The 25,063-nt window shown below is 67.4% G+C and carries 17 protein-coding genes and 1 pseudogene; 12 read left to right on the forward strand and 6 right to left on the reverse strand.

The window, feature by feature from the left end:
* Positions 1-180 precede the first annotated feature (180 nt).
* The 3 genes from QCD66_RS12330 to QCD66_RS12340 are packed head-to-tail and all read left to right on the forward strand — an operon-like array spanning position 181 to position 3,480.
* On the forward strand, positions 181-942 hold the full coding sequence (locus QCD66_RS12330) for a TetR family transcriptional regulator (protein ID WP_407567132.1): 762 nt from the start codon (positions 181-183) through the stop codon (positions 940-942).
* Positions 896-1,840 carry an ATP-binding cassette domain-containing protein gene (locus QCD66_RS12335; protein ID WP_375735992.1) on the forward strand — a complete coding sequence of 315 codons (945 nt, stop codon included), beginning with the start codon at positions 896-898 and terminating at the stop codon, positions 1,838-1,840. The genes QCD66_RS12330 and QCD66_RS12335 overlap by 47 nt, the downstream gene beginning before the upstream one ends.
* Entirely contained in the window at positions 1,837-3,480 is a 1,644-nt protein-coding gene (locus tag QCD66_RS12340) for an ABC transporter permease (protein ID WP_375735991.1), read from the forward strand. Before QCD66_RS12335 ends, QCD66_RS12340 begins: the two co-directional genes overlap by 4 nt.
* Positions 3,481-3,492: 12 nt before the next feature.
* On the opposite strand, the gene QCD66_RS12345 is transcribed toward QCD66_RS12340, so the two are convergent.
* The 3 genes from QCD66_RS12345 to QCD66_RS12355 are packed head-to-tail and all read right to left on the reverse strand — an operon-like array spanning position 3,493 to position 5,545.
* Complete coding sequence (locus QCD66_RS12345) at positions 3,493-4,257, reverse strand: ABC transporter permease (protein WP_375735990.1); 765 nt, start codon at positions 4,255-4,257, stop codon at positions 3,493-3,495.
* Positions 4,254-4,979, reverse strand: coding sequence for an ABC transporter ATP-binding protein (locus tag QCD66_RS12350; protein WP_375735989.1), 726 nt, complete (start codon positions 4,977-4,979; stop codon positions 4,254-4,256). Before QCD66_RS12350 ends, QCD66_RS12345 begins: the two co-directional genes overlap by 4 nt.
* A complete protein-coding gene (locus QCD66_RS12355; RefSeq protein WP_375735988.1) occupies positions 4,976-5,545 on the reverse strand; it encodes a TetR family transcriptional regulator in 570 nt (189 codons plus the stop codon). Before QCD66_RS12355 ends, QCD66_RS12350 begins: the two co-directional genes overlap by 4 nt.
* Positions 5,546-5,685: 140 nt before the next feature.
* On the opposite strand from QCD66_RS12355, the gene nhaA (QCD66_RS12360) reads away from it, so the two are divergent.
* The 3 genes from nhaA (QCD66_RS12360) (at position 5,686) to QCD66_RS12370 (ending at position 9,256) form a co-directional block, all read left to right on the forward strand.
* Positions 5,686-6,996 (forward strand): Na+/H+ antiporter NhaA, encoded by a 1,311-nt coding sequence (gene nhaA / locus QCD66_RS12360; protein ID WP_375735987.1) that lies wholly within the window; start codon positions 5,686-5,688, stop codon positions 6,994-6,996.
* A 228-nt stretch (positions 6,997-7,224) separates the two neighbouring features.
* Entirely contained in the window at positions 7,225-8,583 is a 1,359-nt protein-coding gene (locus QCD66_RS12365) for a TrkH family potassium uptake protein (RefSeq protein WP_375735986.1), read from the forward strand.
* Positions 8,576-9,256: a potassium channel family protein gene (locus QCD66_RS12370; protein ID WP_375735985.1), complete on the forward strand. Its 681-nt coding sequence runs from the start codon at positions 8,576-8,578 to the stop codon at positions 9,254-9,256. The genes QCD66_RS12365 and QCD66_RS12370 overlap by 8 nt, the downstream gene beginning before the upstream one ends.
* Before the next feature lie 430 nt (positions 9,257-9,686).
* Here the strand turns inward: QCD66_RS12370 and QCD66_RS12375 are convergent, their stop codons facing one another.
* A complete protein-coding gene (locus QCD66_RS12375; protein WP_375735984.1) occupies positions 9,687-10,454 on the reverse strand; it encodes a sulfite exporter TauE/SafE family protein in 768 nt (255 codons plus the stop codon).
* Positions 10,455-10,650: 196 nt separating this feature from the next.
* On the opposite strand from QCD66_RS12375, the gene QCD66_RS12380 reads away from it, so the two are divergent.
* From QCD66_RS12380 to QCD66_RS12390, 3 genes are read left to right on the forward strand one after another with little or no spacing between them, the layout of a single operon-like run.
* Complete coding sequence (locus tag QCD66_RS12380; protein WP_375735983.1) at positions 10,651-11,016, forward strand: SCP2 sterol-binding domain-containing protein; 366 nt, start codon at positions 10,651-10,653, stop codon at positions 11,014-11,016.
* On the forward strand, positions 11,009-13,096 hold the full coding sequence (locus tag QCD66_RS12385) for a glycogen debranching N-terminal domain-containing protein (protein ID WP_375735982.1): 2,088 nt from the start codon (positions 11,009-11,011) through the stop codon (positions 13,094-13,096). Before QCD66_RS12380 ends, QCD66_RS12385 begins: the two co-directional genes overlap by 8 nt.
* Before the next feature lie 15 nt (positions 13,097-13,111).
* Positions 13,112-13,714 carry a cysteine hydrolase gene (locus QCD66_RS12390; protein ID WP_375735981.1) on the forward strand — a complete coding sequence of 201 codons (603 nt, stop codon included), beginning with the start codon at positions 13,112-13,114 and terminating at the stop codon, positions 13,712-13,714.
* A gap of 495 nt (positions 13,715-14,209) precedes the next feature.
* Here the strand turns inward: QCD66_RS12390 and QCD66_RS12395 are convergent.
* Positions 14,210-15,444: pseudogene (locus tag QCD66_RS12395) on the reverse strand (IS3 family transposase).
* A gap of 749 nt (positions 15,445-16,193) precedes the next feature.
* Between QCD66_RS12395 and QCD66_RS12400 the strand changes: the two are divergent.
* Positions 16,194-17,234, forward strand: a complete 1,041-nt coding sequence (locus QCD66_RS12400; RefSeq protein ID WP_375736975.1) for a sodium:calcium antiporter — start codon at positions 16,194-16,196, stop codon at positions 17,232-17,234.
* Positions 17,235-17,285: 51 nt separating this feature from the next.
* Here QCD66_RS12400 and nhaA (QCD66_RS12405) read toward each other — a convergent pair whose 3' ends face one another.
* Positions 17,286-18,563: a Na+/H+ antiporter NhaA gene (gene nhaA, locus QCD66_RS12405; RefSeq protein WP_375736976.1), complete on the reverse strand. Its 1,278-nt coding sequence runs from the start codon at positions 18,561-18,563 to the stop codon at positions 17,286-17,288.
* A 594-nt stretch (positions 18,564-19,157) separates the two neighbouring features.
* On the opposite strand from nhaA (QCD66_RS12405), the gene QCD66_RS12410 reads away from it, so the two are divergent.
* Positions 19,158-21,872 carry an HAD-IC family P-type ATPase gene (locus QCD66_RS12410; protein WP_375736977.1) on the forward strand — a complete coding sequence of 905 codons (2,715 nt, stop codon included), beginning with the start codon at positions 19,158-19,160 and terminating at the stop codon, positions 21,870-21,872.
* Complete coding sequence (locus QCD66_RS12415; RefSeq protein WP_375736978.1) at positions 21,869-24,388, forward strand: glycoside hydrolase family 65 protein; 2,520 nt, start codon at positions 21,869-21,871, stop codon at positions 24,386-24,388. The genes QCD66_RS12410 and QCD66_RS12415 overlap by 4 nt, the downstream gene beginning before the upstream one ends.
* Positions 24,389-25,063: the final 675 nt, after the last annotated feature.

Genomic DNA, 25,063 nt, shown 5'->3' on the forward strand with positions numbered 1-25,063 from the left:
CGGAAGTGCCGTTCATCCGGCAGGCCGTGGAGCGGGGAGGCGACACCGCCGGGTCGGCGTTTTCGTCCCACTGGTGGCTCGAGTTCATCGACGTCGAATCGTCAGGTGGCCGTCGTCCTGTTGTGGATGCCCCGGTGGGTGCCATTGACAGCAACTAAACGGCTGTTCAATGCTGTAAGCATGCGTTCAAAGGTGTCGGGCGTCAACTTGGGTGAGCTGTCCACCCGGGCCCGGTTGCGTGATGCGGCGATTTTGCGGTTCGCGCGGGAGGGGTTCGGGGCCAGCCTGCGGTCGATCGCTGGTGATGCCGGCTTCAGTGCCGGTCTGGTGGTTCACCTGTTTGGGTCGAAGGAGGGGCTGCGGGCGGAGTGTGACGAGTACGTCTTCACCGTTGTGCGTGACACGAAGCGGGGTGTGGTCGCCGACTCGGCGGGCCCGGCCAGTTTCCTGGTGCAGATGGCGAAGATCGAAGAGTATGCGCCGCTGGTCGGCTATGTCGTACGTAGCCTCCAGACGGGTGGTGACCGCGCTCGTGCGTTCGTGGAGCACATGGTGGCCGATGCGGGCGGGTATGTCGCCGAGGGCGTCGCGGCGGGCACGATCGTGCCGAGCCGGGACGAGCAGGCGCGGGCCCGTTACCTGCTGGGCGCGTCGTTGGGGCCGTTGCTGCTGGAGTTGTCGTTGAACCCGCCGGAGGATCCGGCGGATCTCGGCGGGTTTCTCACCTCGTACTTCGACCGGGTCGCATTGCCGGCGTTGGAGCTGTTCACCGAGGGGTTCCTGACCGACCGCCGGATGCTCGACACGTACCTGCTCTACATCGGCGATCCGCCGGGGGACACCGAGGGCCGTCCGGCCCGAACCCCGGCCCCTTCGACCGATCGGGAGAGCGATCATGCCGACCTCCACCACACCCGCGATCGAGATCCACGACCTACGTAAAACCTACGGCCATGTCACCGCGCTCGACGGGCTCGACCTGCTGGTCGCGCCGGGCGAGGTGCACGGCCTGCTCGGCCCGAACGGGGCCGGCAAGTCCACCACCATCCGGGTCCTGCTGGGCCTGCTTCGTGCCGACGCCGGCCGGGTCGCCCTGCTCGGCGGAGACCCGTGGCGCGACGCGGTCGCGTTGCACCGCCGTCTCGCCTATGTACCTGGCGATGTGGAACTGTGGCCGAACCTGACCGGTGGTGAGGCGATCGACCTGTTCGTCCGGCTGCGCGGCAGTGTCGACCGGGCCCGCCGCGACGAGTTGTGCCAGCGGTTCGACCTCGATCCGACCAAGAAGGGCCGCACCTACTCCAAGGGCAACCGGCAGAAGGTGGCCCTCATCGCGGCCCTGGCCAGTGACGTCGAACTGCTGCTGCTCGACGAGCCGACCGCTGGTCTTGATCCGCTCATGGAGGCGGTCTTCCAGACGTGTATCCGGGAGGCGAAGGCGGCCGGTCGGACGGTGCTGCTGTCCAGTCACATCCTGGCCCAGGTCGAGGTGCTCGCCGACCGGATCTCGATCGTCCGGCACGGCCGGGTCGTCGAGTCCGGCAGCCTCGCCGATCTGCGACACCTGACTCGTACGTCGATTGTCGTCACCGTCGACCGGCCGGTCGACGGGCTGTCCGCGCTGCCCGGCGTCCATGACGTACGGGTCGAGGGCGGCCAGGTGCGGTTCGACGTCGACGGCGGTCACCTCGCGCAGGTGGTGCCGGCCCTCGGTGGGCTCGGGGTCCGCGCCCTGACCGCCCATCCGCCGACGCTGGAGCAGTTGCTGCTGCGGCACTACGGCGACGAACTTCGCCGCGACGGGGTGACCCTCGACGACAACGGCGCGGTGACGCGATGACCGCCGCGACCCTGGACCGTCCCGGGCTGGGGGGCACCGGTCAGATCACCGGGACGCTGTCCGGAACCGGTACCCTGCTGCGGTTCATGCTGCGCCGCGACCGGATCCGGCTGCCCGGCTGGACGATCGGCCTGGCCCTGCTGATGGGCTACTTCAGCACCGCCCTGCGGACCGTGTTCGCCGCGCCCGAGGATCTTGCCGGCATCGCGACGTTCGCCGCGAGCCCGATGGGGGCGTTGCTCGGCGGCCCCGGTTACGGCTACGACGACCTGACCATGGAGCGTTTCCTCGTCGGCCAGTACGGCCTGTACGTCATCGTCGGTGCCGGGCTGATGAGCCTGCTCACCGTCGTGCGACACACCCGGGCCGAGGAGCGGTCGGGCCGGGCGGAACTGGTACGGGCCAACGTCGTCGGCCGGCATGCCCAGCTCACCGCCGCACTGCTGCTGACGGTGCTGATGAACCTGCTGGTCGCGGTCTTCGTCACCGCGGTGATGGCCGCGTCCGGCGTCGCCGGGGCGCTGCTGTTCGGCGCTTCGGTCGGTGCCACCGGTCTGGTCTTCGCCGGCGTCGCGGCGGTCACGGTGCAGCTTTCGGAGTATCCGCGTGCGGCGTCGGCGCTGGCCGGCACCGTGCTCGGTGCCGCGTTCGTGGTCCGTGGCCTGGGTGACATGGCGCAGGCCCACGGCAGTTGGTTGTCGTGGCTGTCGCCGATCGGCTGGTCGCAGCAGACCGCGCCGTACACGTTGGACCGGTGGTGGCCGCTGCTGCTGTCGGTGCTGGCGGCCGGCGCCACCGCAGCGGCCGGCTATGCCCTGTCGGCCCGGCGGGACCTGACGGCCGGGCTCATCGCGCCCCGGCGCGGTTCGGCGACCGCGCCGGGCTGGCTGGCCGGCCCGACGGCGCTTGCGTTCCGGCTGCAGCGCGCCGGCCTGGTCGGGTGGACCGTCGCGCTGTCCTGCGGTGCGGCGCTGTACGGGGCGTTCACCCAGCCGCTGCTCGACGGGTTCTCCGACGCGCCCGCCGACCTGCTGGCCGTTATGGGCGGCGAGCAGGATCTGCGTGCTGGCTTCCTCGGCCTGATCGGGCTGATGATGGCGCTGGTGGTGGCCGTCTTCGCGGTTCTGGCGGTGCAGGCGCTGCGGAACGAGGAGACCGAGGGGCGTACCGAACCGGTTCTGGCCACCGGGGTCAGCCGGGTCGGGTGGCTGGGTGGATATCTGGCCGTGACCGCGCTCGGGGTGTTGTGGCTGTTGCTGGTGTCCGGTCTGGCGGCCGGGATCGGGGCGGCCGCGAGCACCGGTGACGGCGCGCTCGTCGGGGAGATGATCCTGGGAACGGTCGTGCACACCCCGGCGGTCTGGTTGGTCCTGGCCGTTGCCGTGCTGCTGTACGGGGTCGTGCCACGGGCGCTGCCCGCCGTCTGGGCGGTCGTCGGGTACGGCGTGGTGGTCGGCTTTTTCGCCCCGCTGCTCGACATTCCCGACCTGGCGGTGGCCGTGTCGCCGTTCGAGCACGTCGGCGAGTACCCGCTGGAGCCGATCGTGCCGATCGCGGTGCTGGTGCTGACCGGGTTGGCGGCGGGAATCGGTACGGCGGCGCTGGCCGGTTTCCGCCGCCGGGACGTCGTCGCCACCTGACGCCGAGACCCGTCAGCGGTCGAGTTGCAGCCGTGCCCAGGCGGCGACGGTCAGCGCGGCGAACCCGACCGGTACGACGGCGACCAGGGCGAGTTGCGCCGGGGCGACGGTGCCGGGCTGCAGCGCCCACAGCGCGGGCGCGGCGATCGGTAGCCACGCCCCGGCGCCGGCGACGACGGCGACCTGGGCGACGACGATCAGGCCGATCGTGGTCGCGATGCCGGGCAGTGGCCCCCTGCCGAGGGTCGCTGCCCAGCAGGCCGGGGCCGCGACGAGCGCCGACAGGATGGTCAGCACGAACTGCCGGGCCAGGGCGGTGACGACGTCACCGTTCCAGGCGCCGAGCCCGAGAAGCGTTCCGGCGACCGCGACGACGGCGGTCAGGACGACGGCGACCAGTACGGCCCACAGCAGGTGGGACAGCAGCTTGGCCACGACGAGGACCCGCCGGGACACGGGAAGCGCAAACAGGCCGGTGATCGTGCCGTCGGCGAACTCGCGGCCGACCAGCCAGCTCAGGGCGACCCCGAAGCCGAGCAGGCCGCCGGCGGCGGTGATCTGGGCGACCACCCCGGTCAACAGTTCCCAGCCGCCGGCGGCGGCGTGTGGCCCGAGTTGGGCGATGACCTGTTCGTTGCCGGCGGTCGCCGCCGCGGTGAGGGCCGTCGACAGGACGGCGATGCCGGCGACGATCAGGACGGTGGTCGCGCGCATCACCCGGGACGCCGCCAGCTTGCGTAGTTCGACGTGCAGGGCGGCGGTCAGGGCGGGGGTCATCGGGGGTGTTCCCGTTCGTTGTCGTGGACCAGGGTGAAGAACGCCCGTTCGAGGTCGGTGGCGTCGGGGTCGAGGGTGCCGATGCTCCGGCCGCGGTTGACGACCGAGATCCGGTGCGCGATCCTGGCGACCTCGTCGAGGTGGTGGCTGGAGACCAGGATGCCGGCGCCCGCCTTGGCCCGGCGGGACAAGGCGTCGCGGAGCACGATCACCCCGGCCGGGTCGAGGGCGTTGGTCGGTTCGTCGAGCACGATCAGGTCGGGGTGGTGCTGGATCGCGGTGGCCAGGCCGAGGCGTTGCCGGTTGCCCTGCGACAGCCGGCGGGCCGGGATCCGGGAGTAGCGGCCGAGGTCGAGTTCGGCCAGCGCCCGCTCGGCCAGGCCGGTTGCCTCGGCAGCCGGGACGCGGCGCAGCCGGGTGGCCAGCACCAGGTTGGTCCGTACGTCGAGTTCGGGATAGGCGAACGGGTGCTCGACCAGATGCCCGACCCGGCCCCAGTCGGCGGCGGTGAGGTCGGCCAGGTCCCGGCCGTTGATCCGGCAGGTGCCGGCGGTGGGGTGCAGCATGCCGAGGACCAGCCGCATCAGGGTCGTCTTGCCGGCACCGTTGAGACCGACCAGGGCGTGGATCTCCCCGGCGCCCACGGTCAGGTCGATCCCGAAGACACCGGCGCCCGCCCCGAAGTCCCGGACCAGCCCATGGACCGCGAGTCGTTCGGTCATGCCGACGTCACCTCGACGGTGTCCAGCGCGGTGGTGACGGCGTCGGCGAGAGTGGTGCCGTCCTGGGTCGTCGCCCACTCCAGCAGCGCGCAGGTCAGGGCCGCGAGCACACTGGCCGCGGCGACCCGGGCCGGCAGCGGCGCGACACCGTCGGCGATCAGTGCGTCGGCGATGGCGGCCTCGGTCGCCGCGTTGCTGCGGACCATGCCGGCCCGCAGCGCCGGGCTGCCCGCCACGACCCGCACCCGGCGCCGCGTCGTCAGGTCCTCCGGTTCGTCCACCTGTGCGAACGCCGCCCGCAGCCCGCGGGCCACCCGGACCAGCGGCGGCAGCGTGGCCGGCTGGGCGACGACCGACTCGGCGATCACCGGATCGTGCGGGTCGTCGAGGACCACCATCTCCTTGCTGGCGAAGTAGCGGAAGAACGTCATCTCCGACACCCGCGCCCGCGCGGTGATTTGGGCAACCGTCGTGTCGTCGAACCCCTGCGCCTCGAACAGGTCCAACGCGTTGGTGACCAGGCGGTGCCGTGTGCGGGTCCGCTTGCCGGGTGGTTCCGACATCATGGCAAGAATGTTAGTCACTAACATTCTGCTGGTCCAGGGGGCCTCGACATGCCGGCGCGAGCCCCGCCGGCTAGAGTGATCTCCGGTGTGCCGGGAAGCCTGGTCGGCGATGCATGATCACGTCGACTCCCGGAGCATCCATGACACACCCCTCCCCGCGCGGATTCCGCCTGTTCAGCCGCGGATCGTGGCCCGAGGCCAGCCGTATCGCCGACATCCTGCGCCAGGAGACCGTCGGCGGCGCGCTACTGCTCGCCGGCGCGGTCGTCGCCCTCGTCTGGGCCAACTCACCCTGGTCCGGCGTGTACGAGTCGGTCCGGTCGTACACGATCGGGCCGGCCGCGATCCACCTGGACCTGTCACTGGCCGCCTGGGCCGCCGACGGCCTGCTGGCGATCTTCTTCTTCGTCGCCGGCCTGGAACTCAAACGCGAGTTCGTCGCCGGCGACCTGCGCAACCCGCTGCGCGCCGCAGTCCCCATCATGGCCGCGGTCGGCGGCGTCGTCGTACCCGCCCTGCTCTTCGCGCTGATCAACCTGCGCACCGGCGGCGACGCCCTCAAAGGATGGGCGATCCCCACCGCCACCGACATCGCCTTCGCACTGGCCGTACTCGCCGTCATCGGCCGGCACCTGCCGATCGCGCTACGGACCTTCCTGCTCACCCTCGCCGTCGTCGACGACCTGATCGCGATCGTCATCATCGCGATCTTCTACACCGCCAACCTCGCCATCCTGCCGCTGCTCGGGGCGCTACTACCGCTCGCGCTGTTCACGGTGCTGGTCCAACGCCGGATCCGCTCCTGGTGGCTGCTGCTCCCGCTGGCCGCCATCACCTGGACCCTCGTCCACGATTCCGGCGTACACGCCACCGTCGCCGGAGTGCTGCTCGCCTTCGCCGTACCCGTCGCCCGCCCCGGACCCGACGGCCAACCCGCCGACGAGTGCCTCGCCGAAGCGTTCGAGCACCGCCTCCGGCCGATCTCCGCCGGCTTCGCCGTACCCGTCTTCGCCCTCATGGCAGCCGGCGTCACCATCGGCGGCATCACCGGCCTGACCTCGTCACTGACCAACCCGGTCGCCGTCGGCATCGTGGTCGGCCTCATCGCCGGCAAGACCATCGGCATCACCCTGGCCACCTGGCTGGTGTCCCGCTACACCCGCGCCTCCCTCGACTCCGGCCTGACCTGGACCGACGTCGTCGGACTGGCGATGCTGGCCGGCATCGGCTTCACCGTCTCCCTACTCATCGGCGAACTCGCGTTCGGTACCGGCACCCCCCAGGACGACAACGTCAAGATCGCCGTACTGACCGGCAGCCTCGGCGCCGCCCTACTGGCCACCGTCGTCCTACGCATCCGCAACCGCGCCTACCGCCACATCCACCACGCCGAAACCGTCGACGCCAACCACGACGGCATCCCCGACATCTACCAGCAGCGCCCGGAGTAGCGGTGAGGTACGACCGGACCGGCCGACGTGCCGACCGAGGCGCGTCGGCCGGAAGGAATTCGTCGCCCAGCCCGCCCGCCGGCCCGGCACAACGCGGGCCGGACGAGGCGTACCGTACTAGCCTCGGCACCGTGACATCCCACGCCGCCGCCACAGGTTCTGCGGCGGGCCGCGTGGCGGCACGGTCGTCGTACCCCGCCCCGGTGCCGGCCGGCTGACAGGCGACCGTTGAGCCAGACAGCACCGTGGCGGCACCGCGGCGACCGGTTCCGCCACCCGGCGAAGACGATCACGTTCGCCTTCGCCGGGGCCGTCGCCGTCGGAACGGGACTGCTGTCGCTACCGTTCGCGACCCGGACCGGGCAGCGTACCGACCTGGTCGACGCGCTGTTCACCGCCACCTCGGCGGTCTGCGTGACCGGCCTGGTCACGCTCGATACCGCAAGCCACTGGTCCTGGTTCGGTCAGGCGGTCATCCTGCTGCTGATCCAGGCCGGCGGCCTCGGCATCATGACACTCGCCACGCTGCTCACCGCCCTGCTGTCGCGACGGCTGGGGCTACGGGCGCGGTTCCTCGCCCAGGCCGAGACCAAGAGCCTCGACCTGAACAACCTGCGGGGCGTGATCGCCCGTATCGTGCTGTTCAGCCTGGTCGCCGAGGCCGTCACCACAGTGGTGCTCACCGCCCGGCTCGCCACCGTCTACGACAAGCCGTTCGGCACGGCCCTGTACGAGGCGATGTTCCACGCCATCTCGGCGTTCAACAACGCCGGCTTCTCCACCCACACCGACAGCCTCAGCCGCTACGTCGCCGACCCCTGGATCTGCCTGCCCGTGGTAGGCGCGGTGATCCTCGGCGGGCTCGGCTTCCCGGTCGTCTTCGAACTGACCCGCAACTGGCGCCATCCGGCCAGGTGGTCTGTCATGACCCGGATCACCGTCACCCTCACCGTGACGCTCCTACTGGCCGGCACCGCGGTGTTCTTCGTCGCCGAATATTCCAACCCGGACACGTTCGGCAACCTCGGCGCACCCGCCTCGTTTCTGGCTGCGTTCTTTGCCTCCGCGATGACCCGCACCGCCGGATTCAACAGCGTCGACATCGGCGCGATGCGGCCGGAGAGCCTGTTCGCCAGCGACATCCTGATGTTCATCGGCGGCGGCAGCGCCGGCACGGCCGGCGGGATCAAGGTCACCACCTTCGGTGTCCTCGCCTTCGTCCTGTGGTCGGAGATACGCGGCGAACCCCACGTCAACGTCGGTCGTCGCCGGATCCCCACCACCAACCAACGACAGGCACTGGCCATCACCCTGCTCAGCATCGGCGCGATCGTCGCCGCGACGTTCACCCTCGTCAGCACCACCGTGCACAGCCTCGACGCCGCCCTGTTCGAAGTGATCTCCGGCTTCGCCACCGTCGGACTGTCCACCGGCATCACCGCCAACCTGCCCACACACGCCCACCTGCTGCTTGTCGCGCTCATGTTCGGCGGCCGGATCGGCCCCCTGACCCTCGCCTCCGCCCTCGCGCTACGCGAGCGGACCCGACGCTTCGAACTGCCCGAGGAAAGGACAATCGTTGGCTAGAACAGGCAACGACCCCGTCGCGGTGATCGGCCTGGGCCGCTTCGGCACCGCCCTCGCCCTCGAACTGGTCAGGAACGGCACCGAGGTCCTCGCGATCGACAGCCAATCCAAGATCGTGCAGGGACTCACCAGACAGATCCCGCACGTCATCACCGCCGACTCCACCGACATCGAGGCACTCCGTCAACTTGGGCTCCCCGAGTTCCAGCGGGCGGTCGTCGCCATCGGCACCGACATCCAGGCCAGCATCTTCACCACCTCGCTACTGGCCGACATGGGCATCCCCGACATCTGGGCAAAGGCGATCAACGGCCGGCACGGCGACATCCTCGCCCGCGTCGGCGCCCACCACATCGTCGCTCCGGAGAACGACATGGGCGAACGGGTCGCTCACCTGCTCTCCGGCCGCGTACTCGAATACGTCGAGATCGACACCGACTTCGCCATCATCAAGACCAAACCACCCGGCGACATCGTCGGCGTCCCGCTGCGTGAAGCCCGTGTCCGCAAGAGGTACGGCGTCACGATCGTCGCCGTCAAGCCACAAGCCACCATCCCGACCGGCGAACCCCGCTTCACCGACACCACACCCGACACCGTCCTCAGCTACGGCGACCTCATCCTGGTACAGGGCACCATCGAGAACATCGAACGCTTCGCCGCCGCGGAATGAACCTGCCGCGTACGGGAGCGGCAGCGGTCCGACACATGTGCTGGCCGCCTGGCTGGGAGCAGTTCGTCGCAACTGACCTCGAGGTTGCGGAAGATGCGGGCCAGACGGCTGTCAACCGTGGAACCGCGACGCCGAGGGACTCGGCGACCTCCCGACTCTTTTCTGCCGTACGGCGAGTTCGGCAATGTCGAGTCCGCAGGCGGTGAGTGTGTCGACGCCGGCGGGTGCGCGGCAGCGGGATCCGTTGCCGGTGCAGGCGATGACCATGCCGTGTGCCGGCCGAGCGGCACCTCGCGGACGGCGTGACGTGCCGCGTCACTTTGGATTGGGCGCGGTGGATGGGACGCTATCCGTTCGAGAAGTTTGACCCCGGTAAGCCGGCCTGCCCGGCGCGGACAGCAGCACTAGCATCTTGGCCAAACGAGGTCACTCAGTGCTGCAGGACGTTTTGCCCGAGGAGCACCAACCCGAAGGTTACACCGTATGCGACGATTATCCCCTTGAGTAGTGCGGGTGGGAACTTGCGGAGGAGTCGAGCCCCGCCGTAACCGCCGATGACGGTCGCTGGGGCTAGGATTGCGACGCCTGTCCAGTTGATGGTGCCAAAAAGGACGTATAGGGCTGCGGTGGTCAATGAGACCGCAGCTGCCAGAAGGTTCTTCAGGACGACGGTTCTGTTGAGCGTCTCTTGCCGGAGAAGAGTGAGGCTGGCGAGGAGGACGATACCGAATCCGGCACCGATGTATCCGCCGTAGACGCCGCTCGCGGCGACGAGCGCCTGTAGGGTTGCGGGGTGTTCCCGTCGGCAATTGATGGCGGGGCGTTCGACCAGCTTGGCGAGCCGATGTTGCAGGCCAAGGACGGCGGAGGCGGCGAGCACCAGGAAGGGCACGATCGCGTCGAAGATGCGGGTGGGTGTCTGAAGCAGTAGCAGCGAACCGGCGATGCCGCCGAGGACGGCTGCTGGCAGGATGCGGGTGGCTTCTCTTCTTGCGGGCAGGTCCCGGTAGCCTCCAGCCACGCTGGCCACATTTCCGGGAAGAACTGTGACAGTGCTGGTCAACTTGGCGGTGAGGGGCGGAACGCCGGCAGTGATCAGTGCGGAGAATCCGATCAGGGAGCCGCCGCCGGCAGCGGCGTTGAAGGCGCCTGTGAGGAGGCCTGCGGCAAAAAGCAGCGTGCCCTGCATGGGATCCATCGCGTCTCAGACTATCGGTCCGAGGGCTGAGTAATCGAGGTTGGTGTTTTCTGCCCGTAAGAGGTGCTGGCGGGTTAGGGATGGCATAGATCCAAGCGGGAAGCAACATGCTGGAGGGGCTTCTGGCAATGTTCACCTTGCTGGGGTGAGGCGGAGGTGAACTCTTTTGCGGATAGTGGTCGGCGAGGAGGGCTAGATGGCTGACGTCACCGATGATTTCTTCCGGGGCCTTGCGCAACGGGGACATGATCGCCGACTGGCGGGAATTCCGGAGGGCAGTGTTCGCTTCGACATCAGCCGGGCCGGGCAGGCCGACCACTGGCTTGTTTCCATCGCCAACGGCGATATCAGGGTGTCGGAGCAGGATACGGGCGGAGATGCCGTCGTCCGCGCGGATCGGGCGACTTTTGGCCGTATCGCCAGTGGGGAAGCGTATTTCTTGACCACCGTCCTACGCGGCGAGGTGACCGTGGAGGGGAACCCGCAATTGTTCGCGACGGTTCGGAGGTTGTTTCCGTCGCCGCCCAGGTCGGCGGGGAGTCGAGGTGGTACACATGAGTGAAAACCAGAACGGAATTCTCGACGGTACCACCTTCATGGTCTGCAACCAGTCGGGTGACATCGTCGCGTCACCTGATGTACACCACGGCCTGTTCGCGCACGACACGCGTCTGCTGTCCAAGTGGGTATTGACGATCAACGGAGAACGGCTAAGTAGCCTCTCCGTCGACGACATTCACTATTTTGAGAACAGGTTCTACCTGGTGCCGGGACACCAGAACGTGTACGTCAACAGCACTCTGGCGGTGCGCCGCAGGCACAGCCTGGACACCGGCCTCCGTGAAGAGCTGACTATCATCAACAGCGATCGACGGCCAGTTGACCTGTCCCTGCGGGTCGAGGTGGACGCCGACTTCGCGGATCTCTTCGAGGTCAAGGACGCCGCAATAAGGAAGAAGGGCCGGTACTATCGGCGTGTAGACGAGGAACGCCTCGTACTGGGCTACGAGCGGGAGCGGTTCCGGCGGGAAACCATCGTCTCCGCTTCGACGCCGGCCGCATTGGATGAGAGTGGACTGACATTCGAGGTCCACGTCGAAGCCGACGGTCGGTGGTCTACCACGTTGAGTGCCGTGCCCGACCTTCCGATGCCGAGAGGGCTGCATCGGCTCACGATCCCAGGGCGAGCAGCCCGCACAGGACGGGACAAGCAACGCGACCTCCTGGAATGGTTGGACCAGACACCACGCCTGGAGTCCGACTGGGAGCCATTGCGCAGCACATACCGGCAGAGCCTCATCGATCTAGCCGCGCTACGCTTCAGCCCCTTCCTCGCCGAGGACAAGAGTGTGCTGGCCGCCGGGCTGCCATGGTTCATGAGCCTGTTCGGCCGGGACAGCATCTTCACCAGCCTTCAGGCGTTGCCGTTTGCCCCCTCGCTCGCTGCCACGACCCTCCGCGTACTCGCGCTTCGGCAGGGCAGCCGGGTCGACGACTTTCGCGAGGAAGAACCCGGCCGGATTCTGCACGAGATGCGGTACGGCGAGTTGAGCATTTTCGAGGACACTCCGCATACTCCGTACTTCGGCAGTGCGGACGCAACCGCCCTATTCCTCGTGCTGCTCGACGAGTACGAGCGGTGGAGCGGGGACGCCGACCTTGTCCGCTCGGTTGAGCAGGAGGCACGGGCAGCGATCGACTGGATCGATGACTACGCTGACCTTACCGGCAGCGGCTACATCTCCTACCAGCGGCGCAACACAAAGAACGGACTGGAGAACCAGTGCTGGAAGGACTCCTGGGACGGCATCTCCTACCACGACGGCCGGCTACCAAAGTTCCCGCGCGCCACCTGCGAGTTGCAGGGGTACGCGTACGACGCGAAGATGCGCACTGCCCGGCTTGCTCGCACCTTCTGGAACGACCCAGCGTACGCCGACCAGCTGGAGCGGGAGGCTGCTGACCTCAAGCACCGCTTCAACCGCGACTTTTGGGTCGCCGACGGCGAGTACATGGCCATCGCCCTCGACGGCGACGGGCGTCAGGTCGACTCCCTATCGTCGAACATCGGTCATCTGCTATGGAGTGGTATTGTCGACGAGTCAAAGGCTCCCGCCCTGGTGCGGCACCTGATGTCGCCCGCACTCTTCAGCGGCTGGGGCATCCGAACCCTGGCTGAAGGCGAGGGTCGATACAACCCGATCGGATACCACGTGGGGACCGTCTGGCCGTTCGACAACTCGTTCATCGCCTGGGGCCTGAGGCGTTACGGGTACGCCGATGAAGCGGCACGGGTCGCCGCCGGAATCCTGGACGCGGCGGTCTTCTACCACGGTCGGCTACCCGAAGCGTTCGCCGGCTTCAACCGGTCCGAAACCAGATACCCCGTCAACTACCCCACCGCATGCAGCCCACAGGCGTGGTCCGCCGGGGCCGCACTCCTGCTGCTCAGGACGATGCTCGGACTCCAGCCGCTCGGTGACGACCTAGTGATCAGGCCCGCTCTCCCCGAGAACCTCGACTTCGTGGCGCTGCTCGACATACCAGGCCGTTGGGGACACCTCGACGCCTACGGTAGAGGGCCCTCCGCCACCGGTCGTCGCCAGCAACGACCCGAGCCACAACAACTCTTCGTCTCATGACAGGAGGGACGGACAATGCAAGAAATCGATCCGGCTCGTACCGCTGTCGTCGGCGTCCACTGGCAACACGAGGTCGTCAGTCCCGACGGAATCTTCGGCCCGTTCTTTGCCGAACAGGTCTTCCGACACGACGTCGCGTCATACGCGGCACGCGTCGCCACCGCAGTGCGCGACAGCGGCGGCCTCGTCGTCTACACCCGTGTCGCCCACCGTCCCGGCTACCCCGACCTCATCCCCAACACCCCCAGCTTCGCCATGATCGCCCAGCAGCAGGCCTTCCTGGAAGACGCGCCGAAGACCCGGATCATCGACGAGGTGGAGCCGAGGGGCGGCGACGTCGTCATCACCCATGTTCGGCTCACCGGCTTCTTCGGAACCGAACTAGACACCATCCTCCGTGGCAGAAACGTGGACACCATCCTGTTCACTGGTGTCGCTACCAACCTTTCGGTCGCAGGCACCGCCTACGAGGCCATCAACCACGGCTACCGCATTGTGGTCGTCTCCGACGCCTGCACGGCCGCGACCGACGAGGCCCACCAAGCGAGCCTGGACACGATGGGTCAGCTCGGAGAAGTCGCCACGGCCGCCAACATCGCCCGCAGATTGGCGGGCTGAACAAGCCCGGATTGGTATGCGGCATGTGCGACTGAAGTCAGTGACTTTCCGAAGGTGCCAGGTTCAACCTCTGCAAGGACGTACGACCGATCCATGCGTCTGCCATAGGAGTGGCGTCGGAACGCACGACCGCATCACGCAGCGGATTGGCCCAGACATGTTCGAGAAGAACGCCGATCGCGCCGGTACCTGCTGGCATGGTGCGCCGTAAGTCCGATTTTGAACAGATAACCCCGCCCTTCCGAGGTGGTTTCCACGACCGTCGATGCGGCAGCAGCCTGAATCAGCAGTGAATCGACGAGCTCGCCGGATCTCTCCGGCAGTCCGGGCAGTAGGTCCTCAGCCGGAACTCTGTCCAGCGTACGATCGGTGCGCATAACTAGTAGTGCTTTGTTGGGTTGTGGTGTGTCGTTGCGTGACTGAGATGCTTCTATAGCTGTCAAGTGGTGCTTGGCGCTGGGTGTGTGTCAAGCCCCGGGTTTGATGGAGAGTTGGTTAGCTGGTTTTCAGGGGTGCGGTGAGCGGGTGGGTCATCGCGTGTAGTGCCTCGTGTTCGGCGGGTGGGATGTGTCCGAGTTCGCCGTGCAAGCGGCGGTTGTTGTACCAGTCGATGTATTCGACGGTGGCCATCTCCAGGTCGTCGAGGCCGCGCCAGGGGCCGGTGTTGCGGACGAGTTCGGCCTTGTACAGGGAGTTGAACGCCTCGGCCATGGCATTGTCGAACGAGTCGCCCTTGGAGCCGACCGAGGCGACGGCGCCGGCCTCGGCAAGCCGCTGGGTGTAGCGGATCGCTCGATATTGGACTCCCCTGTCCGAGTGGTGGACCAGTTTACGCAGGTCAGCGTGTTGGTTCCCGCGGCGCCAGATCGCCATCTTCAGCGCGTCGAGGGCCAGATCCGTGTAGAGCGAGGTGGACACCTGCCAGCCGACGATCATGCGGGAGTACACGTCGAGGACGAACGCGGCGTACACCCAGCCCACGCTGGTTCGTACGTAGGTCAGATCCGCGACCCACAGCTGGTTCGGCCCCGCCGCGGTGAAGTCCCGTCTGACCAGGTCAGCAGGGCGGCTGGTCTCGGCTGCCGGCCGGGTGGTGCGGGGCGCCTTGTCGCGCAGCAGCCCACGCAGCCCGGACTCACGCATGAGCCGTTCGACGGTGCACCGGGCCACCGGCACCCCTTGGCGGTGCAGCTCGTGCCAGATCTTGCGGGCGCCGTAGACGCCGTAGTTGGCTGCGTGGACCTGTTCGATCATCGCGGCCAGCTCCTCATCGCGCCGTGAGCGAGCGCTGGCGGGGCGGGTCCTGGCGGCGTAGTAGGTCGACGGTGCGATCTGTGCCGGCGTGTCTTCGAGCGCCCGCAGGACCGGCTGGACACCGTGTTCGGCCTTCTGGGAGTCGACAAAGTCGACCTTCATCGCGACGGACGGTCCAGCTCCGCCGCGAAGAAACTCGCCGCGGACCTCAGGATCTGGTTCGCCCGCCGCAGCTCACGCACCTCCCGTTCGAGGGCGGCGAGGCGTTCGGCGTCGCTGCCGGTGGTGCCCGGCCGCTGCCCGGCGTCGGTCTCGGCCCGCTTCACCCACGTGCGCAACGCCTCGGGATGAACCCCGAGCTGACCGGCGATCCGCCGGATCGCTCCGACCGCGCTGACCGGATCCCGGCGGGCCTCGACGGCCAACCGAGTCGCACGCTCACGCAACTCATCGTTGTACTTCTTCGGTGCGGGCATCGCAGGTATTCCTCCCAGGTTTCGATGTCTCCATCAAACCCGGTGCGGGACAGTGCGGCTCCTGCTCCGCGCCCTGAGCGCCACAACCCCCGCCACAGACCCTAAAACCCGCAAGCACCCATGATCCGTGCAGGTCACCCAAAGTTCCGGATGCATGGGCGGTTGGCCTGCGTCCAGGCGATGGCAGCCGCCGCGCCGGCCCGGGCGGGGTTAAAGGTGTATGCGCCGTCATTCGCTCTGGTCCACCTCACTGGCCACCTGTTCCTTCAACGCAGTCTCCCGGATTCCGGGACCGGTGGTGCTCTCGGTGACGGATCTGTGCCACGGCGACGTGACGCTGCCGGCGGCCCAGGATGCCGAGCGCGATCAATGCTTTTGGGCGCAGCACCATCGTGACGAGTAGGATCCCGGCGACGACCGGCAGGATCAGGCTCGGCCGGGCAGGTATTACTTGAGGCCGGGTGCGAACAGGATGATCCCGACGAACACCACGGCAACGACCACCTGCCACGAGACCGGCGGGCCGTCAACGGGGTCCGCCCGACACCCGGCGAGATAATCGACTCCACACCCGCGTCTTGCAGCCTGGCGGCCTTCAGGAGGCGACAACGGTCAAGACTACGGCTTTCATGGCGAGCCTGCCGCAGCCAACTCCCCGGCCATTTGTCTGTTCACGCTGACGGCCGGTATAACACCATCACGCACGTGGATCGGGTCATTACCCGTGCAGATCGGGGAACAACCCCGCGGTGCCGGACCTCACCACCATGCCATGGCCGCTGCCCTGGACCATCGGCGTTTTCGTCGTCGCCGGCGCAGTCACCGTCGCAGGTAGCGTCAGGCTGGCACTTCTCGGCGACACCCTTGCCGACCGCACCGGCTGGGGCGAGGCCCTGTTCGGCGTGGTGTTCTTCGGCATCGTCACCGGCCTGTCCGGCATCGTGATGTCCGTGGTCGCCGCGACCAGCGGCGAGCCCGACCTCGCGTACAGCAATGCCGTGGGCGGGATCGCCGCCCAGACGACCGCCGTCGCGGTCGCTGACGCCTTCCACCGCCGTGCCAATCTCGAACACGCCGCCGCGTCGCTGGCGAACCTGCTCTCCGGCTGCCTGCTGATGGCCATGCTCGCGCTCGCCCTGCTCGCCAGCTACGTCCCGCAGGCCAGCGTCGCCGGCATTCACCCGATGTCCGCCGTTCTCGTCGCCGCATACGTCGGTGGTCTGATCCTTATCCGCCAAGCCGGGGTCCAGCCGATGTGGCAAGCCACCGTCACCACCGAGACCCGCCCCGACGTCCCCCGCAGCCACGACGCCCTCAACCGACGTCCCGCAGCCCGGCTATGGACCCAGTTCACGGTCGTCGGGCTCCTCGTCGCCGCCGGCGGCTGGCTCGTCACACTCGCCGCCGAAAGCCTCGTCGAGATCACCGGACTCAGCGCCGGATTCGTCGGAGGAGTCCTCATGGGCATCGTCAACGCCCTGCCCGAAACCGTCACCGCCATCACCGCCGTCCGCAACGGCGCTGTCACCCTCGCCATCGCCGCCGTGCTGGGCGGCAACATCCTCGACGTGCTCACCCTCGTCGCCGGCGACCTCGCCTACCAGCAAGGGTCGCTCTACCACACCGCCGGCAGCGAGGAACTGCTCGCCACCACCACCAGCCTGTTTATGACCGCCACCCTGCTCGGCGGGCTACTCATCCGCCAGACCTGCGGCTGGGGGCGCCTCGGATTCGAAGGAATCCTGCTGCTGGCAAGCTACGCCGCCATGACCATCATCCTCGCTCTGTAGAGAGGCTCGCCACCGAACATCGGCGGAGTAGGTTCGTGCGGGTGGCGAGGCTCAGGGTCGTTCGTTGTCACATTCGCGCTCCTCCAGTGCACAGAGCCGTCGGTAGTGGCGGTTGCGGACTCGCAGAACGGCGGTGGCCAGTAGTGCTGACAGCAGTGAACCGAGCAGGATGCCGATCTTGGCGCGGTCGTTGCGTTCGCCGTCGGTGTTGAACGCCAACTCGCCGATCAGCAGCGACACGGTGAAGCCGATGCCGGCAAGCAGCGCCAGTCCGAGCACATCCCACCACTGGAGCCCCTCCGCGAGTCGGGCTCGGGTGAACCGTTGTACCAGCCAGGTGGCGGCGGCGACTCCGGCGGCTTTGCCGGCGACCAGCCCTACCACTACGCCAAGCGTGACCGGGTCGGTCAGGGTCGCACCGATTCCGCCCGGGCCGGCCAGCGACACTCCGGCGGCGAAGAAGGCGAACACCGGGACGGCGATTCCTGCCGACAGGGGCCGGAACCGGTGTTCGAGGTGTTCCGCCAGCCCTGGCGACGCCTCCCGCACTCCGGGTCTGACCGGCACGGTGAACGCGAGTGCCACCCCGGCGACGGTGGCGTGTACCCCGGAGGCGTGTACCCACGCCCAGGTCGCCACCGCCAGCGGCAGCAGCAGCCACCAGCGGCGCACCCGGCGCTGCACCAGGAGGCCGAACAGCGCCAGTGGAGCCAGCGCCAGCAGCAACGGCTCGACATGAAGCGAACTGGTGTAGAACACCGCGATGATCAGGATCGCCAGGAGGTCGTCGACCACCGCGAGAGTCAACAGAAAGGTCCGCATCGCCGCGGGCAGGTGCGTGTTGATCATCCCGAGCACGGCAAGCGCGAACGCGATGTCCGTGGCCGTCGGGATCGCCCAGCCGACCAGCGCTCCTTCCTCGGCCCGCAGGTTGACCGCGGTGTAGATCAAAGCCGGTAGCGTCATGCCGCCAACAGCGGCGGCGACCGGCAGCACCGCCTGCCGGGGCTCGCTCAGGTCGCCGGCGACGAACTCACGCTTGAGTTCCAGTCCGGCCACGAAGAAGAAGATCGCCAAGAGGCCTTGGGTAGCCCACTGGGCCAGCGAGAGCTCCAGGTGCAGGGCGGCCGGGCCGATCTTCAGGTCGCTGAACGACCGGTACGGTTCGGACCAGGGCGAATTCGCCCAGACAAGGGCAACCAGCGCGGCAGATAGCAGCAGCACGCCACCGACGGTTTCGGTACGTAAGATGTCGCCGACTCGGCGCACCTCCCGCCAGCTACCGCGACCGAACAAGGATGGCGTACGGCTACCGGGAGGCTTGGCCATCGATTCCTCCGGAATGCGTCGCGATCGATCCGTCGACCAGCATTCCCAGAACGCCGCTTCGCAACCTGTACGCCCGATATGCGGGTAGTGTGTTGTCAGCTAGTGAACTCGCCGAGGGCGACCCGGCGCGATGACGCGGAGCAGCCCCTGGACGGGTGGGCAGTTGCCAGTTGTGCGGCTGCCGGTTGGTGATGTCCAACCTCGCCAAGAGCGACAGCTTTCCGTGCCGGCCGTTCGATTTCCTCGGTTGACGGCGTTTGGTAGACCACGGTTTCGTCGGGTGCGGTGACCGAGAGGAGAAACGGGTGATCAGGTTTGTTCCTGCCCGATCGTCGCCGGCTACGTACCGATCTTTTGCGGGTCCGGGGGTGCGCTTCGGTGGCGCCAGCAAGCCTCGTTGGTCGGCACACCTTCCGGTGCGGATAAGTACCGCTCCCGGTTCATGATGCGCATTGAGCATCGATTTCTCAATGGCCGGAGGCGGAGCCCGGACACCGGCCGGAGGACTGCTCGCATACCGTGTCCGGGACTGGCGAGGGTGGCGCCGGCTGATGGGTGCCGGGTTGTTCGATCGGTCCCCGGTGTGGTTTGAGGATGGGATCGGTCGAGTCGCGCGAATCGTCGGGCAGTCCGCATCATGAGTTGTCCGCTCATGAGGTTGTGCTCCTGTTGGAGACGGATCCGGATCGTGGGCTGAGCGGCGCGGAGGCCGGCCGTAGACTCAAACGGTTCGGCCTGAATGTCTTGCCGGCCGCTGCCCGGGCCGGTTTCCTGCGGCGGGTCCTGCGCCAGTTTCATCATCCGTTGATCTACGTGTTGATCGCCGCCAGCGTGGTCACCGCGATCTTGGGCGAGTACGTCGATTCCGTGGTGATCTTCGCTGTGGTGCTTGTCAACGCGGCAATTGGTTTTGTGCAGGAATCGAGGGCCGAGGTTGCGCTGGAGAGCCTTCGGTCGATGGTGCGTACCCGGGCGAGGGTGAGGCGCGACGGTCGGGAGCGGTTCGTGCCCTCGGCGGAAGTCGTGCCCGGTGATCTGATCCTGCTCGAAGCTGGTGACAAGGTTTCGGCCGACGTACGGCTGGTCCGGGTGGCCGGGTTGCGGGTGGACGAGTCGGCGCTGACGGGTGAGTCCGTCCCCGTCGCCAAGGATCAGGTGGCGTTGCCGGCGGCGGTACCCGTGGCGGACCGACGCAACATGGCGTATTCGGGAACGCTGACAACGGCTGGCAGCGGAGCCGGCATCACGGTGGCGACAGGCGCCGAAACCGAGCTTGGACAGATTCATCGGCTGGTCGGGGCCGCCGAGACGCTGGCGACGCCGTTGACCCGGAAGCTTGCCCGGTTCAGCAAGGTGCTGACGGTGGTCATCCTCGCCCTCGCGGCGATGACTTTCGCTGTCGGGTTGCTACGCGGTCAGGAGCCGGTCGAGACCTTGACGGCGGCGGTTGCCCTCGCGGTGGGGGCGATCCCGGAAGGGCTACCGGCGGCGGTCTCGATCACCTTGGCCATCGGGGTGCGGCGGATGGCGCGACGGCGGGCGGTGATCCGCCGGTTACCCGCGATCGAGACGTTGGGAAGCACGACGGTCGTCTGCTCGGACAAGACCGGTACGTTGACCGAGAATCAGATGACAGTGCGGGTGGTATGGACGGTCGATGGCGAATACACCGTCACCGGTTCCGGTTACGGCGCGGAGGGGAAACTCAGCGACCGTCACGGCGCCGTCGTGACTGAGGCGACGAGCCATACGTTGCGGTGGTGCCTACTCGCGGGGGTCGGATGCAACGATGCCCGACTCCGCCAGCAACGAAACGAGTGGCTTCTGGTCGGCGATCCCACCGAGGCAGCGATGCTGGCCGTCGCCGGCAAGGGAGGCCTCGGCCGCGAAGAGGTTGAGGCGGCGTATCCCCGTGTTGCCACGATCCCCTTCAGCTCAGAACGCCAGTACATGGCCACACTTCATCAGCAGCGTGACAGCGGCGGCACCGTGGTGTTGGTCAAGGGCGGCGTCGAGCGGGTCGTCTCCATGTGCCGTGCCGAGATGTGCGCTGATGGGGCTGTCCGACCGCTCGACAACAACGTGGTCCTGAGTGCTGCCACGAACCTGGCCGACAGAGGGCTGCGGGTCCTGGCCACCGCTATGCGCCCCGATGGGAAGTCGGAGGAGTTCGGCGAGCAGGCACTGGACGGCGGCCTGGTGCTGACCGGCTTGCAGGCGATGCTCGATCCGCCACGTTCTGCCGCCGCTCCCGCGGTACGCGCGTGCCGCACCGCGGGCATCGCCGTCAAGATGATCACCGGCGACCATGCCGCGACGGCCCGGGCCATCGCCAGGCAACTCGCCGTCATCGGCGACGACCGCGACGGGCAGGTGCTGTCCGGCGCGGACCTGGACGCGTTGCCCGCCGACCGGTTCGCGGAGGCCGTCGAGCGGGCACCGGTGTTCGCCCGGGTCTCACCCGAGCAGAAGCTTCGGCTGGTCCAGACGCTACAGGATCGCGGCCACGTGGTGGCCGTGACCGGAGACGGCGTCAACGACGCGCCGGCCCTGCGACAGGCCGACATCGGTGTCGCGATGGCCCGCGGCGGAACCGAGGTCGCCAAGGAGGCGGCCGACATGGTGCTCACCGACGACAACTTCGCCACCATCGAAGCGGCCGTCGAGGAGGGCCGCGGCGTCTTCGACAACCTCACCAAGTTCATCGTCTGGACCCTGCCGACCAACCTCGCCGAAGGACTGGTCGTACTGGTGGCCATCCTGCTCGGTACCACATTGCCTCTCCTGCCCACCCAGATCCTGTGGATCAACATGACCACCGCGGTCCTGCTCGGCCTCATGCTCGCCTTCGAACCCAAAGAGGCCGACATCATGCGGCGGCCACCCCGCCCTCCGGCCCGGCCACTGCTCACAGCCGCCCTCGCGGTGCGGATCCTGCTGGTGGCCGCCCTGCTCGTCGGCGGCACCTGGTGGCTGTTCCAGTGGGAACTGGCGGCCGGCGCCAGCACCGCCGAGGCACGGACAGCCGCCCTGAACCTGTTCGTCGTCGTCGAGGCGTTCTACCTGTTCAGCTGTCGATCGATCACCCGATCCGCCTGGCGCATCGGCTTCTTCTCCAACCGGTGGATCCTGGTCGGCGTGTCCGTGCAGGCCCTCGGCCAGCTCGCCATCACCTACGTACCCGCCATGAACATCGTCTTCGGCACCGCCCCCGTCGGCGTCGACGTGTGGCTACGCATCCTGGCCATGGGCGTCGCGGCCTCGGCCGTGGTCGCCGTCGACAAGCGACTCCGTAAGCGGCTCCTGTGAAATCGCGCGGCCCCGACCAGACGGAATGGGTACAAGAGTGCCGGCTGTGCGCCGTACCCTCCGACGACGAGTGGCTGCTCGGCTACGTGGGCTTCGACCCCACCGAGGAGGGAACCCGCGAGGCGCTGTTGACCCTGGGCAACGGCTACCTGATGACCCGGGGCGCCGCCGCCGAGGCCACCGCCGACGGCATACACTATCCCGCCACATACGTGGCCGGGGTTTACAACCGCCTCGTTTCACTCGTCGACGGACACCGCCGTGCCGACGAGAGCATCGTCAACCTGCCGAACTGGTTGCCCATGACATTTCGGCCGGAGGACGGGCCCTGGTTCGCCCCTGGGGCATACGACATGGTCCATCACCACGTCATGATCAATCTTCGACAGGGGCTGTATCAGCGGGAACTCGTGGTGCTGGACCCGCGGCAACGTCGTACCCACATCACCCAGGAACGACTGATCTCGATGGACCGTCCGCACCTGGCCTGCCAGCGTACGACCATCACCCCGCAGGACTGGTCGGGAGCCATCCACGTCCGCAGTCTGATCGACGGACGCGTCACGAACGGCAACGTCGCCGCGCACGGCCCACTGAACAGGCAGCACCTCGTCCCGCCCGTCACCGGTCACCACAGCGACACCCACTGGCTCACCACCCAGACGAACCAGTCCGGCATCCGCATCGCCGTCGCCGCGCGTACAACACTTCACCACGACAGCGGCCCGGTTGTCGCCGACCGACTCCCGGTGGGCGGGGGCGGGCGTGTGGGCCACATCTTCCGACTGGCGGCGCAGGCCGGCACCCCGGTCACAATCGACAAGACCGTCGCCATCTACACCTCCGATGACCGCGCCATATCCGAACCGCTCGACGCCGCTCGCGCCGAGATCGCAGACGCCCCCGCGCTCGCGGCTCTGCGCGATGCCCACACCCTCGCCTGGGAACACATCTGGCGACGCTTCCACCTGTCCATAGACGGCCGCGAAATGACCGACGAACGCCGAGCCGTCAACGCGCACCTCTTCCACGTCGCACAGACCCTGTCACGACACACCGCAGACCTCGACACAGGTGTCCCCGCCCGCGGCCTACACGGCGAGGGCTACCGCGGCCACATCTTCTGGGACGAACTGTTCGTCTTCCCACTACTCAACCTCCGCACTCCCGAACTGACCCGGGCCCTGCTGCTGTACCGGTACCGACGCCTACCACAGGCGCGCCGACTCGCGCGAAGCATAGGAGCCTCCGGCGCCCTCTTCCCCTGGCAAAGCGGCAGCGACGGCCGCGAAGAAACGCCCGAAAGGTTCCACAACCCACTCTCACGGCGATGGATGGCCGACAACTCACAACGCCAATACCACGTCAACCTCGCCATCGGCTACAACATCTGGCAGTACTACCAGGTCACCGCAGACGTCGACTTCCTCACCGCCTACGGCGCCGAACTCCTGATCGACATCACCCGCTTCTGGGCCTCCCTCGTCGAACACGACCCGGTGCGCGACCGCTACCACATCCGCGGGGTAATGGGACCTGACGAGTTCCACGACGGCTATCCCGACCACCCCGGCACCGGACTGAACGACAACGCCTACGTCAACATCATGACCGCCTGGACACTCACCAGGACACGTGACGTGTGCGAGACCCTCGGCGGGCACCACACCGACGAACTCTGGGAACGGCTGGGGGTCACCGACAACGAACTCGACCGGTGGGACCACATCAGCCGACGACTACACGTCCCGTTCCTACCCAACGGGCTACTCAGCCAGTTCGACGGCTACGCTGCCCTCGAGGAACTCGATCACGACGCCTACCGCGCCCGCTACGGCGACATAGGCCGCATCGACCTCATTCTCGAAGCCGAGGACGACACCGCCAACCGGTACCAGGTGTCCAAACAGGCCGACGTGCTCATGCTGTTCTACCTGCTCAGCGCCGAAGAGATCACCGCCGTCCTACACCGGCTCGGCTACCCCTTCGACCCGGCAACCATTCCCCAGACCGTGCACCACTACCTCGCCCGAACCACCCACGGATCGACGCTGAGCCGCGTCGTACACTCCTGGCTCCTCGCCCGCACCAACCGACACGCCTCATGGCACCTACTACGCGAAGCGCTCGACGCCGACCTGTCCGACACCCAGTCCGGCACCACCCGCCAAGGCATCCATCTCGGCGCCATGGCCGGTACGGTAGACATCCTCCAGCGGTGCTACACCGGCCTCGAAACCCGCGGCGACGCCCTCCGCCTCCACCCACGACTCCCGCAAACCCTCACCCACCTCGACTTCGACCTGCGCTACCGCGGTCACTGGCTCCGCTTCCACTGCAGCCAAGACCACATATCCGTACACGCGCTCCCCAGCGCAGCACCCCCAGTGACGGTAGTCATCGACCAACAGTCGCACACACTGTCCGGCGGTACTCACTTGACCGTGCCGCTCACCACGGACACCCGACGCCAACCTCCGACCGCAGACGCCGACCTCAATCGACGGGGGCACTGACTGGGCCCGACTGCGATGAGCCGAGGTACTGAAGCGACCCCCTGGCACCGGACACCTTGACGTTCCCCGGGTCGGTGGTGTCAGCGCACCGTGGCCGCCGGTTGTGCCGCGGCTCCTTGGCGCAGGTGACCGGCTGCGCTTGGGGACCGTCTTCGTCGGAGAATGATCCCCGACAGGTCACCGCTCCGTGGCGACCACTGAGCCCTGCGTAAGCTGTGGCGTCCCTGTTCGAAGTTCAGGGCTGGCAGGTTGCAGGGGCGGTATCGCTCCCATTTTCGCGGAAGTGGTCTAAGTGTAATCTTCAGGCTTCAATACTCGGGCGCCACGATCCATCGATTGAGTTTGTATTGAGAGAAATTAAACCCGATTGGAATGATTCGACATATGTGAATGCAGTCAATAGCTCGTACGCTCCCCAAGTTGGCGAAGTGGAAGGTGTCAGGGAGGAGCTCCTTGGTTTGCTTGGTCGACACGCGGTTCCAGAGTTCGTTGGTGATGTCTCAGAGGTTGAGGAATTGATAACAGGCTCCGACTGGATGATCAACGATGCTTTGCTCTCCATTGGGGTAGCTCACCTCGATGCGGAGGACCTACCCATTCTGCTGCTAGTTTATCTGACGCGGCGTGCTGCGTCGCATTAGAATCGGCCGGCTTGTGCAGTGATGAGAGTTTGAC

Source organism: Polymorphospora sp. A560, from assembly GCF_045781765.1.
In the GTDB taxonomy this organism is placed as follows: domain Bacteria; phylum Actinomycetota; class Actinomycetes; order Mycobacteriales; family Micromonosporaceae; genus Polymorphospora; species Polymorphospora lycopeni.

Bases quoted from the DNA above. Each gene is read 5' to 3' on its own strand.
- QCD66_RS12330 (WP_407567132.1), top strand. From the start codon at position 181: ATGCGTTCAAAGGTGTCGGGCGTCAACTTGGGTGAGCTGTCCACCCGG.
- QCD66_RS12335 (WP_375735992.1), top strand. From the start codon at position 896: ATGCCGACCTCCACCACACCCGCGATCGAGATCCACGACCTACGTAAA.
- QCD66_RS12340 (WP_375735991.1), top strand. From the start codon at position 1,837: ATGACCGCCGCGACCCTGGACCGTCCCGGGCTGGGGGGCACCGGTCAG.
- QCD66_RS12345 (WP_375735990.1), bottom strand. From the start codon at position 4,257: ATGACCCCCGCCCTGACCGCCGCCCTGCACGTCGAACTACGCAAGCTG.
- QCD66_RS12350 (WP_375735989.1), bottom strand. From the start codon at position 4,979: ATGACCGAACGACTCGCGGTCCATGGGCTGGTCCGGGACTTCGGGGCG.
- QCD66_RS12355 (WP_375735988.1), bottom strand. From the start codon at position 5,545: ATGATGTCGGAACCACCCGGCAAGCGGACCCGCACACGGCACCGCCTG.
- nhaA (WP_375735987.1), top strand. From the start codon at position 5,686: ATGACACACCCCTCCCCGCGCGGATTCCGCCTGTTCAGCCGCGGATCG.
- QCD66_RS12375 (WP_375735984.1), bottom strand. From the start codon at position 10,454: ATGGATCCCATGCAGGGCACGCTGCTTTTTGCCGCAGGCCTCCTCACA.
- QCD66_RS12380 (WP_375735983.1), top strand. From the start codon at position 10,651: ATGGCTGACGTCACCGATGATTTCTTCCGGGGCCTTGCGCAACGGGGA.
- QCD66_RS12385 (WP_375735982.1), top strand. From the start codon at position 11,009: ATGAGTGAAAACCAGAACGGAATTCTCGACGGTACCACCTTCATGGTC.
- QCD66_RS12390 (WP_375735981.1), top strand. From the start codon at position 13,112: ATGCAAGAAATCGATCCGGCTCGTACCGCTGTCGTCGGCGTCCACTGG.
- nhaA (WP_375736976.1), bottom strand. From the start codon at position 18,563: ATGGCCAAGCCTCCCGGTAGCCGTACGCCATCCTTGTTCGGTCGCGGT.
- QCD66_RS12410 (WP_375736977.1), top strand. From the start codon at position 19,158: ATGGGATCGGTCGAGTCGCGCGAATCGTCGGGCAGTCCGCATCATGAG.